At 63.2% G+C, this 15,445-nt stretch carries 13 protein-coding genes and 2 pseudogenes; 4 read left to right on the forward strand and 11 right to left on the reverse strand.

What is annotated here, in order from left to right:
• Positions 1–323 (reverse strand): annotated as a pseudogene (locus tag ENZ75_RS04280) (mandelate racemase/muconate lactonizing enzyme family protein); the annotation flags it as partial.
• A gap of 35 nt (positions 324–358) precedes the next feature.
• Positions 359–1,051, reverse strand: a complete 693-nt coding sequence (locus ENZ75_RS04285; RefSeq protein ID WP_063167630.1) for a GntR family transcriptional regulator — start codon at positions 1,049–1,051, stop codon at positions 359–361.
• Between the two features lie 132 nt (positions 1,052–1,183).
• Here ENZ75_RS04285 and ENZ75_RS35570 point away from each other — a divergent pair, with 132 nt between their 5' ends.
• Positions 1,184–1,609 (forward strand): LysR family transcriptional regulator, encoded by a 426-nt coding sequence (locus ENZ75_RS35570; protein ID WP_275955645.1) that lies wholly within the window; start codon positions 1,184–1,186, stop codon positions 1,607–1,609.
• 22 nt (positions 1,610–1,631) lie between these two features.
• Here ENZ75_RS35570 and ENZ75_RS04295 read toward each other — a convergent pair whose 3' ends face one another.
• From ENZ75_RS04295 to ENZ75_RS04305, 3 genes are read right to left on the reverse strand one after another with little or no spacing between them, the layout of a single operon-like run.
• Positions 1,632–2,783 carry an efflux RND transporter periplasmic adaptor subunit gene (locus ENZ75_RS04295; protein WP_128277915.1) on the reverse strand — a complete coding sequence of 384 codons (1,152 nt, stop codon included), beginning with the start codon at positions 2,781–2,783 and terminating at the stop codon, positions 1,632–1,634.
• Positions 2,784–2,798: 15 nt separating this feature from the next.
• Complete coding sequence (locus tag ENZ75_RS04300) at positions 2,799–5,975, reverse strand: multidrug efflux RND transporter permease subunit (protein ID WP_024502613.1); 3,177 nt, start codon at positions 5,973–5,975, stop codon at positions 2,799–2,801.
• Positions 5,969–6,223 (reverse strand): hypothetical protein, encoded by a 255-nt coding sequence (locus tag ENZ75_RS04305; protein WP_024502614.1) that lies wholly within the window; start codon positions 6,221–6,223, stop codon positions 5,969–5,971. The genes ENZ75_RS04300 and ENZ75_RS04305 overlap by 7 nt, the downstream gene beginning before the upstream one ends.
• Positions 6,224–6,464: 241 nt before the next feature.
• On the opposite strand from ENZ75_RS04305, the gene ENZ75_RS04310 reads away from it, so the two are divergent.
• Positions 6,465–7,055 carry a TetR/AcrR family transcriptional regulator gene (locus ENZ75_RS04310; RefSeq protein ID WP_013532873.1) on the forward strand — a complete coding sequence of 197 codons (591 nt, stop codon included), beginning with the start codon at positions 6,465–6,467 and terminating at the stop codon, positions 7,053–7,055.
• Positions 7,056–7,385: 330 nt separating this feature from the next.
• On the opposite strand, the gene ENZ75_RS04325 is transcribed toward ENZ75_RS04310, so the two are convergent.
• The 6 genes from ENZ75_RS04325 to ENZ75_RS04350 form a co-directional block, all read right to left on the reverse strand.
• Complete coding sequence (locus ENZ75_RS04325; RefSeq protein ID WP_063170185.1) at positions 7,386–8,408, reverse strand: LacI family DNA-binding transcriptional regulator; 1,023 nt, start codon at positions 8,406–8,408, stop codon at positions 7,386–7,388.
• 135 nt (positions 8,409–8,543) lie between these two features.
• Complete coding sequence (locus tag ENZ75_RS04330) at positions 8,544–9,335, reverse strand: ATP-binding cassette domain-containing protein (RefSeq protein WP_063167632.1); 792 nt, start codon at positions 9,333–9,335, stop codon at positions 8,544–8,546.
• Between the two features lie 3 nt (positions 9,336–9,338).
• Positions 9,339–10,325 carry an ABC transporter permease gene (locus ENZ75_RS04335; RefSeq protein WP_013532869.1) on the reverse strand — a complete coding sequence of 329 codons (987 nt, stop codon included), beginning with the start codon at positions 10,323–10,325 and terminating at the stop codon, positions 9,339–9,341.
• A gap of 114 nt (positions 10,326–10,439) precedes the next feature.
• A complete protein-coding gene (locus tag ENZ75_RS04340) occupies positions 10,440–11,375 on the reverse strand; it encodes a substrate-binding domain-containing protein (RefSeq protein ID WP_063167633.1) in 936 nt (311 codons plus the stop codon).
• Positions 11,376–11,696: 321 nt separating this feature from the next.
• Positions 11,697–12,242, reverse strand: coding sequence for a hypothetical protein (locus ENZ75_RS04345; RefSeq protein WP_064995104.1), 546 nt, complete (start codon positions 12,240–12,242; stop codon positions 11,697–11,699).
• 76 nt (positions 12,243–12,318) lie between these two features.
• Entirely contained in the window at positions 12,319–13,476 is a 1,158-nt protein-coding gene (locus ENZ75_RS04350; protein ID WP_063167634.1) for a fumarylacetoacetate hydrolase family protein, read from the reverse strand.
• Between the two features lie 237 nt (positions 13,477–13,713).
• Between ENZ75_RS04350 and ENZ75_RS04355 the strand changes: the two genes are divergently transcribed.
• The gene (locus tag ENZ75_RS04355; RefSeq protein ID WP_063167635.1) at positions 13,714–14,994 is read left to right on the forward strand and encodes an FAD-dependent oxidoreductase; all 1,281 of its coding nucleotides are present in this window, start codon (positions 13,714–13,716) and stop codon (positions 14,992–14,994) included.
• Between the two features lie 104 nt (positions 14,995–15,098).
• A pseudogene (locus ENZ75_RS04360) lies at positions 15,099–15,445 on the forward strand (ABC transporter permease); the annotation flags it as partial.

Genomic DNA, 15,445 nt, shown 5'->3' on the forward strand with positions numbered 1-15,445 from the left:
GCCATGTCGAGCGCCGACTTGATGTAGGGATGGCCCTTGAACACCGTGTCCATCAGCCGCCCGATGCTGGCCAGCCCGCGCGGATCGCGGCCGATCAGATGCGGCGCGATCTCGACCACGCCGGCGCGAACGCCGGCGGGGAAGGCGGCCGAGTAAAAATTGCCGAGCGGCGCCATCTCGCCCCAGCCGGTGATGCCGCTGTCTGATGTCATGGACACGATCACGGCGTCGAAGGCGTCGGCCTCGCGCCCCTTCGACATGCGGTATAGCCCGTCAACGAAGGGCTGCATGACGTGGTAGGCCTTGATGGTCTCGATCTGCACGTGTCTTGTCCGCTGTCTGTGGTGTTGGGAACGGGTCAGGCGCCCCTCGATGGGCGTTGTTCGAGGCTGCGCGCGTAGGCAAGCAACTCCTCGAAGTCGAGATCGATATGCTCCCTGGCATGGCGCTGGGCCGCACGCATGTCCTTGCCCTTCAGCAACCGCACATAGGTTTCGTGAACGTCTTCGGCCGGCACCGGCTCGTTGCGGGCATGCTGGTGGAGCGCGAAATACATCTGCAGCCGGCTGGTCAGCCGCTGCCAGGTTTCCAGCAGCACCGAATTGTCGGCCCATTCGTAGATCAGGCCATGCAGTTGCAGCGCGGTTTCGATCTGGCGTGTCGTGTCCAATGCGCGGGTCGCCTGCTTCACGGCTTCGTGGCGCCGGTCGAGCTCGTCGAAGAAGCGCTGGTCACGCAGCGGCCACGCCCGCTCGATGGCCAGCTCGTCCATCACCTTGTTGAACGAATAGGCATCGTCGATGTCCTTGGCTGTGACCTCGATGACGAAGGTGCCGGCATAGGGGATGCTGGTCAGGATCCCTTCCTGGACCAGCTCGCGCATCGCCTCGCGCAGCGGCGCGCGGCTGACCCGCATCTGTTCGGAGATACGGAGCTCGTTGAGCTTCTGGCCGGGCGCGAGCTGGCCGGTCAGGATCGCGCGCCGCAACAGCGCAACGATCTCGGCGCGTCGCGTCGTATCCGCGATAGGACTGAAATCCGCTTTCGCCATTCGGCCACTCCCAGGAAACCGAAAGCAAGACAAGCAGATTGTCGACAATCTAACAAGAGGCTATCTCAATTGATTGGCCAACGCTGCAGAGACCGTTTCGAAATTCCCTCTGGCGAGTCATATGGAGCCGCTGTGGAACGGTTGCCGCCGCTGAATGCGATCAAGGCTTTTGAAGTTGCCGCCCGTGCCGGCGGCTTCACTTTGGCCGCCTCTGAACTCGGCGTTTCGTCGGCGGCGGTCAGCCAGCAGATACGCAATCTCGAAACCTGGTTCGGCAAGCAGCTGTTCGTGCGCAGCGGCAACCGCATCGCGCTCACCGACGCCGATCGCCTCGGCAAGGCTCGGCCTGGGCATCGCGCTTGGCCAGCGGGTCATGGCGCACGCCGATCTGGAGGCCGGTCGGCTGATTGCGCTCTCCTCGTCTCGGTGCACCTCGGGCACCCCTATTGTGCATTCATGCCGCCGGCCAAGGCCGACCGGGCCGATGTTGCCGGTCTGGTGGAACTGCTCAGTCGAGCGGCGCCCGCGACCTGTGGGAAGGCCGGGGCGCCGCGCTGAAGCCGGATCCTGACGGGGGTGTTCAGGTGGCCGGCTTTTCCGGTATCGGCGATACGGGCGCTCCGGGGCCGATCTTCTGCAGATTGCCCGTAATCACCTGGTCGCCCTCGGCGACGCCGCTGAGGATGGCGACCTGATCGCCGCTCGTCGGTCCGAGCGAAACCAGCCGCTGGTCGACCGTATTGCCCTTGCCGACGACATAGAGATATTTGCCGAGCTGGCTTGAGCCCAGCGCCGTCTGTGGCACCATCAGCGCATCGGCCTGCTCTCTCACATGCAGCCGGACACGGACATATTGGCCCGGCAGCAGCGTGAACTTGCCATTGCCGATCGTCGCGCGCGCCGTGATCGTGCCGGTCGAGCGGTCGACCGAATTGTCGATGAAGGTAAGCTCGCCCTTCTGGCTTGCCTCGGTCTGGCCGGGGAGCAGGACATCCACTTCGATCGGGCCGTTCGCACGGGCTTGCTCGATCTCGGTCAGATCCGTCTCGCTCGGGTTGAAGGTGACGTAGATCGGGTCGAGCTGCACCAGCGTGTTGAGCACGGTGCCGGCGACGCTGACCAGCGTTCCGACCGAGGCCTGGTTGCGGCCAAGGCGCCCGGCAAACGGCGCCCGGATTTCAGCGTAGCTCAGATTGAGCTCTGCCGTGCGGACCGCCGCCTGGTTCAGCGCCAGCGATGCCTGCGCTTCGCGCAAGGTGCTGGTGCGCTGGTCGAAGCCGTCCTTGGCGAGGTAGCCGCTCTTGGCGAGCTCGGTGCCGCGACCAAGATTCGAGCGGGCATAGTCGAGCGTCGCCGTGTCGCGCTGCACTTGGGCCTTGGCCTGGTCGAGCGCCGCCTGGAAGTCGTCAGGCGAGATCTTGTAGAGAAGATCGCCTTGCCGGACGTCGACGCCGTCGGCTGCGGTCTGCTCCTGCAGATAGCCGGGAATCCTCGCCTGTAAGGTGATGCTGCGGATCGGCTCTGTCCGCGCGGCATAGTCGAGGTAGATCGGGATCGTCTTCTTGACGACGCTGACCCCCGGCACCGGCATGACGAACGCCGCCGGGGCGGGCGCCGCACCTGCCGTGCCGGCATTGAGGCTGAGATTGCCCATATCGAGCAGGGGGACGCTGGACACCGAGATCGCACCCAGCGCGACAGCCGTTCCCAACGCGATTTTCCATTTACGCATGATCAGTCTCCAATCTTATTCGGCCGCTTCCGCCAGGGGCGGTAAAGCGTGCTCAGCAGTTGGTTCATTGTCTTGAGAGGTGGGCTCGTCTTTGCCGCGGCGTTCACGCAGCTGTTCGATGACCGCGTAGAACACCGGCACGAACACCAGCGACAGGATGGTCGCCGCGACCATGCCGCCGAACACGGTGGTGCCGATCGACTGCCGGCTTGCCGCACCGGCGCCGGTCGCAAACATCAGCGGCAGCACGCCGAGGATGAAGGCGAAGGCCGTCATCAGGATCGGCCGCAGCCTGAGCCGTGCCGCCTCCATCGCCGCGTCGACGATGCTGAGGCCTTCCTCGCGCCGTCGCCTTGCGAATTCGACGATCAGGATCGCATTCTTGGCCGCCAGGCCGATCAGCATGACGAAGCCGATCTGCGAGTAGACGTCGATCTGCATGCCACGCAGCAACAACGCTGCGAAGGCGCCGAACAGGGCCAGTGGCACCGCCAACAGCACCATGAACGGCATCGCCCAGCTCTCATACTGCATCGCCAGGATCAGGAAGACGAAGACAATGGCGAGGCCGAAGACGACGGACGCGATCGATCCTGCCTTGAGCTCCTGGAAGGTGATGCCGGTCCATTCGAAACCGAAATCCCTTGGCAGCGCGGTTGCAGCGGCCCGTTCCATGGCGGCAACCGCCTGGCCGGAGGAAAAGCCCGGTGCGGCGCCGCCATTGATCGAGGCCGAGGCATTGTTGTTGTAGTGCGGCACGGTCTCCGGGCCGACGAAGGGCACGAGTTTGCCCAGCGTCGAGAGCGGCACCATGCCGCCGGAGGCATTGCGCACATAGAGCCGCGAAATGTCGGCGGCACCTGCACGTGCATCCTTGTCGGCCTGGATGGTCACCCGGAAGGTGCGGCCAAACAGGTTGAAGTCGTTGACGTAGAGCGAGCCGAGATAGATCTGCAGCGTGTTGAAGACATCGGGCAGGTTGAGGCCGAGCAGTTTGGCCTTGCTGCGGTCGAGGTCGTAGTTGAACTGTGGCGTCGAGGTCGAGAACGGCGAGAACAGCTGCTGCGGGTTGATTTCCGGCTGCTTGCGCGCCTCGGCGATCACGGCTTGCGTCGCATCGTTGAGGGCTGAACTGCCGCGGCCGGTCAGATCCTCGACGACGAATTCGAAGCCGCCCGTCGTGCCGATACCGGGGATCGACGGCGGATCGAAGCTCAGCGCGAAGGCTTCCGGGATCTGCATCAGCTTGCCGCGCACATCGGCGACGAGCTTCGATGCGCTCTGGTCGGGGCCCCGCTCCTCCCATGGCTTCAGGATGGCGAATTCGACCGCCGAATTCGATTGCGCGGCACTGGTCAGGAAGTTCAGGCCGCTGATCGAGCCGACGATGTCGACGCCGGGCGTCGCCTGCAGGATGTCGCGTGCCTTCTGCGCCACCGCGTCGGTGCGTTCCAGCGATGCGCCGTCGGGCAACTGGATGACGACGAAGAAATAGCCCTGGTCCTCGACCGGAAGGAAGGTCGAGGGCAGGCGCTGCCAGACGAAGTAGGTGGCGACCAGCCCCGCCGCGAACAGGCCGAGCATGATCCAGCGCAAACGGATGAGGATGCGCACACCATTGGCATAGGCGTGCGACAGCCTGTCGAAGCCGGTGTTGAACCAGCGGAACGGGGCGAACTGCGTTTCGCCGCGATGCCGCAGGAAGGCGGCACTGAGCGCGGGGCTCAGCGTCAGCGAGTTGAAGGCGGAGATGCCGACGGAGATCGCCACCGTCAGTGCGAACTGGTTGTAGAGCTTGCCGGAGACGCCGGGAATGAAGGCGACCGGCACGAACACCGCCATCAGCACCGCGGTGGTGGCGATGATCGGGCCGGTGACCTCGGTCATTGCGGCCTTGGTCGCCGCAAGCGGTTTGAGCCCGGCCTCCAGCTGTCGTTCGACATTCTCGACCACGACGATGGCGTCGTCGACGACGAGGCCGATCGCCAGCACCATGCCGAGCAGGGAGAGCATGTTGAGCGAGAAGCCGAGCATCTCCATGACGACCAGCGTCGCCACCAGCGACACCGGAATGGCGATGGTCGGGATGATCGTCGTGCGCCAGCTTTGCAGGAAGAGGAACACCACGGCGACGACCAGCACCAGCGCTTCGCCGAGCGTGATCAGCACGTCATGCATCGACGCCGAGACGAAACGGGTGGTGTCGTAGTGCATCGCATAGGACACGCCCTTCGGGAAACGGCCCGACAGCTCCTGCATCTTGTCCTTGACGCGCTGCTGCAGATCGAGCGCGTTGGAGCCGGGCATCTGGTAAACGGCAAGCACCACGGTCGGGTCTTTACCGAAGAAGGCAGACGACGAATATTGCAGCGCGCCGAGTTCGATGCGGGCGACGTCGCGCAGCCTGACCAGCGAGCCGGTATCGGTGTTGGCGCGCACGACGATGTCGCCGAATTCCTTGGGATCGCTCAAGCGGCCGACGGCGTTGACCTGCATCTCGAAGGCGGTGCCGGCGGGTGCCGGCGACTGGCCGATCTTGCCGGCCGCCACCTGGACGTTCTGTTCGGCGATGGCGTTTTGCACATCCACGGCGGTGATGCCGAGATTGGCGAGCTTGTCGGGATCGAGCCAGACGCGCATCGAATAGCGCCGCTCGCCGAAGATCTGCACGTCGCCGACGCCGGGCAGCCGCTTCAGCGGGTCGACCACCTGCAGATAGGCAAGGTTGCTCAGCGCCACCGGATCGACCGAACTGTCGGGCGAAGTCAGGTTGACGATCAGGACGAAGTTCGGATTCTGCTTCTTGATCGTCACGCCGCCCTGGTTGACGATCGCCGGCAGCGACGAGGCGGCCTGCGAGACGCGGTTCTGCACGTCGACGGCGGCGGTGCTCAGCGAATAGCCGACATCGAAGGTGATGGTGATGGTCGAGGAGCCGTCATTGGAACTCGTCGACGACATGTAGGTCATGCCCTGCACGCCGTTGATCTGCTGCTCCAGCGGCGTCGTCACCGTGTCGGCCACCACTTGTGCGCTGGCGCCCGGATAATGGGCGCTGACCACGACCTGCGGCGGCGTGATGTCGGGAAACTGCGAGACGGGCAGCAGGAAATAACAAATCGACCCGGCGAGCACCATGATGATGGCGATCGCCGAGGCGAAGATCGGACGGTGAATGAAAAAGTTTACCACGACACGCACGCCTCTCCGGCTGCTGTTGCCCGCCCGAAGGCGCTGGCAACCCTGGACAGCCTTTGGCCGCGCTTGTCACCGAGGCCGTCCCGCGAACGCAGCAACGGCACCTCGCCACGCTGCGTATCGGCGAGCGAGCGCAACATCGTCTCGAAGGCGCGCGGGTCGACGCCATCGGCTTTCATGACCAGCCGGATCATCGGATCCCGGACGGCTTCATCTATGGTAAGATCGCGGCGCTGTGGCATGGCCGGCTCCTTGTCTGTCGATTCGCAGCCCGTGCTCGCGAACCGTTTTCATCTCTTCACCGGCCGAGGCCGCATGATTGGCAGTTTCTCGCCCCTCTCGTCTGGCAGGGCCGTTCACGGCCTTGTTATTGACGGTGGACGATATAGGTGTTACCAGTAAGTAACATTCTGGAAGTTACAGACCGGTAACACCCTAGTCAAGAGGTGGCCGAGGGTTTTTTGGAAACGAAAGGAGATCATGATGGCAGACGGCATCGTGGAGCGCTCTCGTCCCCGGGATCGGATCCTGGAGACGGCACGCGACATGTTCCACAAGCATGGCATCAAGGGCGTCGGCGTCGACGCCATCACCGAAGCTGCCGGCACGAACAAGATGACGCTCTATCGTCACTTCGAATCCAAGGACGAACTGATCGTCGAATGCCTGCGCGCCAATGCGGCCAAGGCCGGCGCTATGTGGGAAGCATTCGAGGCCGAATTCCCTGGTGACAAGCTTGCCCAACTGCATGCCTGGGTTCGCAAGGCGGCTGCCATGCTCAATGCGGACGGCCGCGGCTGCGACATGGCCAACGCCGCCGCTGAGCTGACCGAGCCGGACCATCCGGCCAGGCTGGTGATCAAGGAGCTCAAGGAAGCCCAGCGCGCGCGCCTTGTGACGCTATGTCGGGATGCCGGCATTGGTCAGGCCGAACTGCTCGCCGATACGCTGTCGCTGTTGTTCGAGGGCGCGCGTGTCAGCGTGCAGACCGTGGGTACCGAAGGTCCGAGCACCCAGTTCGTGCGCATGGCCGAAGGGCTGATCGTTTCGTTCCGGGGCGCTGCCGCCGGTTGAGATTCGCCACGATTGTTGGCGGGTTACGGCTCTATGACGGAGGGCCGCGTACGCCGTTGACCCAGGCGGTATGGAAACTCCGGCGGCCAAACGAAAAAAGCCCGCTGCCGGGAGGAGGTGGCAGCGGGCTCGATTTTCGAATGTGGCGCGGGAGGAGGTGCACCCCATTCAGCGTCGGCATCGCATCTGGGAGGAGTAGATGGCCGACAACCAGAACCTACGAGTTGCCCAACGATTCGGCAACAAAGAAACTTGCATAGCTGCTGTGCAGATTTGCCGTGCCAATTATCATACAAATCCGGCAACAGGCATTTTTGCAGGCCGCCTGCTTCACTGCACCGGCACGTTTTCCCTGAAGATCAAGCGCGGTTCGATGAACTTGCGCGTCAGATAGGGTGCGGAGGAGGCAATCGAGCCGAGCAGGCGAATGACCGACTGCTCGGCGATCAGCCGCGCATTCTGGTCGATGACGACATCGGCGAGATCGTCGACGAGATGACCGCGCGTGTCCTTGGTCAGGTCGTGGCAGATGAACACCGGCTTGCGGTTCGGCCTGGCCTCGCGGATCGCCTTTGCAACGCCCGAATGTCCAGCTCCGACGCAATAGATGCCGAGCAACTCTGGCTCGTCGTGCAGTGCCTTCATGGTCTCGGTGTAGCTGGCATCGGGCTCGTCGTTGATCTCGACGGCGCTGCTGACGGTCAGATTGGGAAACTCCTCATTGAGCACCGAGCGGAAACCCATCTCGCGTTCCTCGTGGCCGCGATAGGAACGTGAGCCGACGACCATCGCCAGATGGCCGGTGCGGCCGCCAAGGAAGCGTCCCATCAGCAGCGCCGCCGTTCGTCCCGCCACCCGGTTGTCGATGCCGACATAGGCCGCGCGCGGTGCCGTCGGAACATCGGACACCAGCGTCACCACACGCATGCCGGCTTCGACGATGTCGCGCAGGATGTTGCGCGTACGCGGATGATCGACAGCGATCACGCCAACGCCATTGGCCCTGAGCGACAGGTTTTCGACAGCGCTCTGCAGCGCGTTCGGCGAGATACCGGCGAGATTGTGGATCCGGCACGAGGCGACAAGCGGCAGACGCGCGGCGTAGTCCTCGATATGCCCGGCGAGATCGCGCATGAAGGCATTGCTGCCGATCGGCAGCAGGAATTCGAGGTGGGCGGGCCGCGAGGGCAGCGTCACCTGATCGGCGACCGGCAGGTAGCCGAGTTGCTTGGCCGCCTCCATGACGCGCTGGCGGTTGGCCGCACTCGCACCCGGCCGGTTGTTCAGCACCCTGTCGACCGTTGCGGTCGACAGCCCGCAATTGCGGGCGATATCCGAGACGGTGGCTTTCATGCCGCTACCCACAGCCCGCATTGCGGGCAATATCCGAGACGGTGGCTTTCATGCCGCTACCTATGCGCCCTGCGATGCCGCGCCAGACAAGCGATGCGATCTGAGGCAGCGGTGATTGCCGCCATCACCCGACAGTCAGTGCGACGGCTTGCCATCGGTGATGGCATCGCGGATTTCCTTGTCCGACATGCCGGTGATGATCCGCTCTACCTCCGCCACGCTGGTCGTCTTCGGGTCGATGTCGTCGGCGACCACCTTGCCCCGGCGCATGACGACGATGCGGTCGACCACCTGGAAGACATGGTGGATGTTGTGGGCGATGAAAATGCAGGAGTGACCGGAATCGCGGGCGCTGCGCACGAAACTCAGCACGCCCTGTGTTTCGGCGACGCCGAGATTGTTGGTCGGCTCGTCGAGGATGATCAGGTCGCTGTCGAAATGCATGGCGCGCGCGATCGCCACCGCCTGACGCTCGCCGCCGGAAAGCGAACCGATCGGCGTCGTCGGCGGGATGTTCTTCGTGATGCCGACCTGCTTGAGCAAATCGCGGGCAACCGTGTTCATCGCCTCCTGGTCCATCCGGTTGAGGAAGCGCGGCGGCTTGATCGGCTCGCGCCCGAGGAACAGATTGCGGGCGATCGACAGTTGCGTGACCAGTGCGGAGTCCTGGTAGATCGTCTCGATGCCATGGGCGATGGCGTCGCTGGTGCTGCGCAGGCTCACCTTCTTGCCACGGATGAAGATATCGCCGCTGGTCAGCGGAACGGCACCCGAAAGCACCTTGATCAGCGTCGACTTGCCGGCGCCATTGTCGCCAAGCAAGCCGACGATCTCCCGTTCATTGACATGGAAATTGGCATCCTCCAGCGCCTGCACGCGGCCGTAGGACTTGCGGATGTTCGTCATGCGGATCAGTGGCTCGGCCATGGTTCAAGTCCCCGCCTGATGCCGGCGTTCCAGCCATGAATGCAGTGCCATCATGCCGAGGATGATGGCACCGATGAAGATGTTATAGGCAAGACCAGGCACGCCGATCAGCACGATGCCGTTGCGCATCACACGCAGGATCAGGATGCCGAGCACGGTGCCGATGATCGTGCCGCGCCCGCCGGTAAGTGCGGTACCGCCGATCACCACCATGGCGATGACTTCCAACTCATAGCCGGTACCGCTGTTGGGGTTGGCGGCGGACGTGCGCAACGAAGAGATGACGCCGGCAAGCGAGGCCATGACCGACGACAGCACGAACAGGCCGATCTTGACCCCGCTGACATTGACGCCGCGCGCCCGCGCCGCGCTCGGGTTGCCGCCGGCCGCCTGGATCCAGTTGCCGGTGCGGCTTTGCGTCAGTACGTAGCCGAGCGCGATCGCCGCGGCGATGAACCAGAACAGTGACATGTAGATGCGGAACGGGCCGATGAAGAAGTCGCCGACCAGCGCTTCCGCCAGCCAACTGCCCTCCGCACTCCAGGTGCGCTGGGGAAAACCGTCGGTGACGAAAAGGGCGGTGCCGCGCACCACCAGCAGCATGCCGAGCGTCACCAGGAAGGATGGGATCTTGAGCTGCGTCACGAACCAGCCATTGACCAGCCCGATGAAGGCGGCGACCAGCAGCGCGGCGACAAAGCCGGCTTCGAGCGAGGTCAGGCCGCTGTTGAACAGGGTCCACATCAAGACCGGCGAGAAGCCGAACAGGGAGCCGACCGAGAGGTCGAACTCGCCGGACGTCATCAACAGCGTCATCGCCAGCGCGATCAGGCCGAGCTCGACCGTGAAAGCCAGCGTGTTGGAGATGTTCTGCGGCGACAGGAAGTCGTGGTTGAAACTCCAGAAAACGGCGATCTCGACGACGAGCAGCACGAAAGGGCCGAATTCCGGCCGTGCGATCAGGCGTGGGACGAGCGAATGATTTTCCACAGGCAATCCGCGACATGAGTGGAAGGCTGAGCGTTGCACATCGCGTGCGAAGGGCTCGGCGAAATGGAGAGCCAGTCGCGACCGTTGGGCGGCCGCGACTGTTGAGATTGGATGTTACTTGCCGGACAGGATGTCGTCGTAGATCTGCGCGGTGTCTTTTTCATAGAGCGCGCCGGTGATGACGTTGAAGCCCGGAGGAATGCCGCCGGCGGCCATATTGGCCAGCGAAAGCGCGACATAGCTGGTCGCCTGCGGGTCCTGCCACTGGCCGGCATTGACATAGCCGTTCAGCACTTCCTGGGTGGTGTCGAGCGAATTGCCCCAGCCGACGACCGGGATTTCGCCCGGCTTGATGCCGACCTGGTCGAACACCCGCTTGATCGAGCCGGTGACGAGGTCGCCTAGGCCGATGATCGCCTTGACCTTGGCCTTGTTCGCCGTGAGGTAGTCGACCATGCGGTTGATCACTTCAGCCTGATCAAGCGTCGCTTCCGTGATTTCATACGTGATGCCGAGCGGCTCGAAGACGCTCTTGATGCCTTCCTCTTCCTGCACGCCATAGGTGGCGCCGGGGATTTCGACCGGCATCCAGACGAAGTCGCCCTTCTTCACCAGGCCCTTGTCGACCAGATACTGTGCCCAATGCTTGCCGAAGGTGACATTGTCGCCGCCGACATAGGCGTTGAAATCGGCTTTCGGATCAGGCGTGTTGAAATTGATGATCGGCACTTTCGCCGCACGCGCTTCCTTGACGATCTCGATCAGGCTGCCCGGATCGGGGCTCGTGGTGACGATGCCATCGGCCTTGGCGGAGAGGGCGGCGCGAACCGCTTCCTGCTGCGAGGCGACATCGCCGTTGTGGAACGAGGTGTTGACCGTGTTGCCGGTGTCCTTGGCCCACTGCTTGGCGCCGGCCAGGAAGTAGGTCCAGACCGGATCGGCCGGACCGCCATGCGAAATCCAGTAGAACGTCTTGGCCTGTGCCGCTGCTGGTACCACCATCAGCGCCACCAACAGGCCGTATAGAACGCGTCTTAGCCGTGTCAGCATTTGATTTCCTCCCGTTTGTAGATCGTCAGTTCAAAATCCGTCCCTTGTTTTGCGTCTTTTGCCAGCGCCGATCGGATGCGTCAGAGCATCCCCTTTTTCGACGGATGGCAAGCCTCCATCTGCCAGGCCTCCATCTGCAGGTGTAGTGGGCGCCTGACGGGGCGTCATCAGCCGTCCCATCAGATTGCATCAGTTGAGGTGATTTTCCGACTGTCGGATAATTGGTGTCGAGGCTAGCCGAGCAGATAGTCCTCGTCATGGTCGGCGCGCAGGTTGCTCCACAGCCGATCGGCCGCCAGGCGAGCAAGGCGATTTGTTCCGTTAGGTATCCGACAAATGCAGATGCTCGGGCACTCGCAGCATTTCGGCATTGGTGAGTCTTCCGCTGGTGAACTCTAGTCGGAGCCCCTCGCAGTATCCGATGGCTTCTCCCTCGATAGGACGTTTGCTGGCCATCAGGAACGCGACAACGCCGAGATCGATGATCCCACCGTGCGTCACCAATAAGCCCGTCGCTTCGTTGGGAACTCGGGCAGCTATGCTCGTCCACAGTCGCACTTGGGTGTTAGCAAATGCAATGCAGTCTACGTCCGATCGGAGTACACGTTCTACCTCCGCCAACGGGCTCGGCCACGAGATCGTTTCGAGTATATTTTTGGGAAGAATTCCAAGTTCGGCAATCAACTCATTTACTTCGAAACCCATCGCAATTGCGGTTTCGATTGCCCGTGGAATTTCGCTTGTGACAACAAGTTCATAAGAGTCAGCCCCTTGGGCTACAAACCGCGCTAGTTCGATTCCTTCTCGAGAAAGGTGCGCGCCAGGCTTGCGCCTCATGGTGTGCCGGCGAACATCAAGTATCGTCATTGGATTCCAGTCCGACGAGGTCACGAGTAATAAGGCGCCAACATTGCGTTGATGGTGGCCCTGGGCCAAGGCTTGGCTAAATAAGATCGGCCTTCGCCAGCTCCCGCATCAGATGGCTGGCGCCGTAGGTCCAGTGCGGGCAGTCTGGCGACAGCTGCACGCGGTTGACCAGCGCGCCGAATTTTTCCGACGAGATGGTGACGATGTCGCCGACCTTGTGGGTAAAACCCTTGCCCTTCTCGCCGCGATCCTTGGACGGAACGAACATGGTGCCGAGATAGAGCGCCAGCCCGTCCGGATACTGGTGGTGCGGCCCCATGGCCGCGGCGACCAGTTCCTCCGGCGAGCGGCTGATCTCGGCCATCGAGCTTGCGCCCTCCAGCGAGAACCCGTCCTCGCCCTCGACTTTCAGGCGCACGACGGCACGCTTGACGTCATCGATGGAGAATTTCTCGTCGAACAGGCGGATGAAGGGGCCAAGTGAGGCCGAGGCATTGTTATCCTTGGCCTTGCCGAGCAGCAGCGCCGAACGCCCTTCGACGTCGCGCAGATTGACGTCGTTGCCGATAGTGGCGCCGACGATCCTGCCGCTGGAGGCGGCGATCATGGCGATCTCGGGTTCCGGATTGTTCCAGGTCGACACCGGGTGCAGCCCGACATCGGCGCCGAAGCCCACCGAGGCCATCGGCTGGCACTTGGTGAAGATCTCGGCATCGGGGCCGATGCCCACTTCCAGATATTGCGACCAGGCGCCGCGCGAAATCAGCTTGGCCTTGATCTCCATCGCTTCGGGCGAACCGGGCTTCAGCTTCGACAGGTCGTGGCCGATCAGTCCGGCAATGTCGGCGCGGATGGCATCGGCTTTTTCAGCCGAACCACGCGCCTGTTCCTCGATCACCCGTTCCAGCAGGCTGACGACGAAGGTGACGCCCGATGCCTTGACCGCCTGCAGGTCGACCGGGGAGAGCAGGTAGGGTTTTGCTGGATCGCGCCCGGTTTCAAAACTGTTGGCGGCGATGTCATCGAGCGAACCGATCGGTCTGCCTTCGGCCGAGCGGACATGCCCAGCCGGGTCGGCCATCTCGCAAAGGTCGCGCATGGTCGGTGCCGTACGCGAGGTGATGTCGAAGACCGTGCCATCGCGAACCGTGACGACCAGCGGGTATGCAGCACCGCTGCTTCTGGCGCGTCCGACAAAAAGGCCCTCGCTGGGCAGGTGGGTCGGGTTCGTCATGGCGCTCTGTCCTCTTAGTGATCGGCAATGTGGTGAAGTGATCGACAATGTGGGCTAGCCGGATCGGCGTGGCACTTTCACCGGATTCCCGTCAAAGGTCTATCCCGTCGCAGGCGATCGGAACTCTGGGTCTCCGGTCGTCTCGGCGGCAGTCCACAGGCGAAAGCCATGGTGCTCTTTCAAAATTGTGAAATTCTGACTAGGATTTTCACCAATCGCAGCGCATTCAGGTGACCCTTGGCGACAGCATTCTCCGATCCCATCTGGCGCAGGCCGCAGGCAGCTTCCACGTTTCAATCGCTTCCCAATGGCGAACGGGTCGATCTCGCCATCATTGGCGGTGGCATCATGGGCTTGTCGACTGCCTTGCATGCCGCCCGGCTTGGCCTGTCGGTGCAGGTGCTGGACGCCGGCGAGATCGGCCAGGGCGCATCAGGCTTGAATGGCGGCCAGGTCATTCCCGGCCTGAAATACGATCCGGAATGGTTGCTGGAGCATTTTGGCCCGGAGCGCGGCGAGGCGCTTGTCAATTTCGCGGCGTCGACCGCCAACGCGGTGTTCGAGCTGATCCGCGACGAGAATCTGGCGGTGCCGTTCGTTCGAAATGGCTGGATCCAGGCGGCGCACACCGAGGCCGCGCTGAAGGCGGCGACGAACCGCGACCGGCAATGGCACGCGCGCGGTGCCGACGTCCGGTTGCTGAACGCAGCGGAGACCGCAGCCAGGACTGGCGCACAGGGTTATCTCGGCGGCTGGCTCGACCGCCGCGCCGGTGTGATCGATCCGCTCGCCTACACGTCTGAACTTGCCCGGGTCGGGACCGCGACTGGCGTGAGGATAGCAGAGCGCCAAAGGGTCGTGCGGCTCGCCAATGCCGCCGGTGTTTGGCGTATTTTGATCGAAAATGGCCTGGAATTGCAGGCAAAGGCGGTCGTGCTGGCGACAAACGCCTATACGGACGGTCTGATCCCCGGTCTCGCCCAGACGATCGTGCCGCTGCATTCCTTTCAGATCGCCACAGCGCCGCTGCCGTCCAATCTGGCGGCCACGATCCTGCCGGAAGGGCAGGCGGTGTCGGACTCCAGGCGCATCCTCGTCTACTACCGCAAGAGCGCCGACGGCCGGCTGGTGCTTGGCGGACGGGGCCGCATGGCGCTGCCGACGAGCGCCGGCGACTGGGCGCATCTCGAGCGTGCGCTGGTACGGCTCTATCCCTCGCTGTCCGGCGTTCCCATCGAGAAGCGCTGGTTCGGCCGGGTTGCGATGACGCCGGACCACCTGCCGCACATCCACGAGCCGGAGAAAGGCCTGCTCGCCGTGGTCGGCTGCCAGGGTCGTGGTGTCGGCCTGATGACTGCGCTTGGCGAGCGCATCGCCGGCTACCTCCAAAGTGGCGACGCCAGGCAATTGCCTTTCCCGGTCTCGCCGATCCGGCCGATCCCGTTTCACGCCTTCCGCCAGGTCGGCGTCGCCGCGACCATCGCCTGGTATCGCCTGCTCGATGCGTTGGAGCGCTGACCAGGGCGCTTTATCTCCTTGGAGTTCCGTTAGGGGATTCTGCTTGACAGTTTCATGGATATGAAAAACTCTAGGCCAATTTCAAATTTCCAATAGGCAGGTCGATGTCGACCCTAGTTGCAACATCAGCGCCAGAGGCCCGGTCTTCCCAGGGCTTCCGGGTCGCCATGCTGCTGCCGGGCGCGCTGGTCACCTTCCTGCTGATCCTGTTTGCGCTTGGCCTCGTGCTTTTCCTCGCCTTCCGCGGCAATGACGGTTCGCTGCTCGGCGCCGGTTTCACCGTCGCGAACTTCGTCACCGTGGTGTCCGATCCGCTGTACTGGACGGTGACGCTGCGCTCGCTGATCATTGCCGCTCTGGTCACGCTGGCGACGGTCGTCACTGCCTATCCCGTCGCCTACTACCTTGCCTTCCATACCGGCCGGCGGCGCGGCCTGCTGCTGTTCCTGGT

It is taken from the genome of Mesorhizobium sp. M7A.F.Ca.CA.002.04.1.1 (assembly GCF_004022805.1).
In the GTDB taxonomy this organism is placed as follows: Bacteria; Pseudomonadota; Alphaproteobacteria; order Rhizobiales; family Rhizobiaceae; genus Mesorhizobium; species Mesorhizobium ciceri.

Excerpts from the sequence above, each read along its gene's own strand:
- ENZ75_RS04285 (WP_063167630.1), bottom strand. The coding sequence starts at position 1,051 with ATGGCGAAAGCGGATTTCAGTCCTATCGCGGATACGACGCGACGCGCC.
- ENZ75_RS04295 (WP_128277915.1), bottom strand. The coding sequence starts at position 2,783 with ATGCGTAAATGGAAAATCGCGTTGGGAACGGCTGTCGCGCTGGGTGCG.
- ENZ75_RS04305 (WP_024502614.1), bottom strand. The coding sequence starts at position 6,223 with ATGCCACAGCGCCGCGATCTTACCATAGATGAAGCCGTCCGGGATCCG.
- ENZ75_RS04310 (WP_013532873.1), top strand. The coding sequence starts at position 6,465 with ATGGCAGACGGCATCGTGGAGCGCTCTCGTCCCCGGGATCGGATCCTG.
- ENZ75_RS04325 (WP_063170185.1), bottom strand. The coding sequence starts at position 8,408 with ATGAAAGCCACCGTCTCGGATATCGCCCGCAATTGCGGGCTGTCGACC.
- ENZ75_RS04330 (WP_063167632.1), bottom strand. The coding sequence starts at position 9,335 with ATGGCCGAGCCACTGATCCGCATGACGAACATCCGCAAGTCCTACGGC.
- ENZ75_RS04340 (WP_063167633.1), bottom strand. The coding sequence starts at position 11,375 with ATGCTGACACGGCTAAGACGCGTTCTATACGGCCTGTTGGTGGCGCTG.
- ENZ75_RS04345 (WP_064995104.1), bottom strand. The coding sequence starts at position 12,242 with ATGACGATACTTGATGTTCGCCGGCACACCATGAGGCGCAAGCCTGGC.
- ENZ75_RS04350 (WP_063167634.1), bottom strand. The coding sequence starts at position 13,476 with ATGACGAACCCGACCCACCTGCCCAGCGAGGGCCTTTTTGTCGGACGC.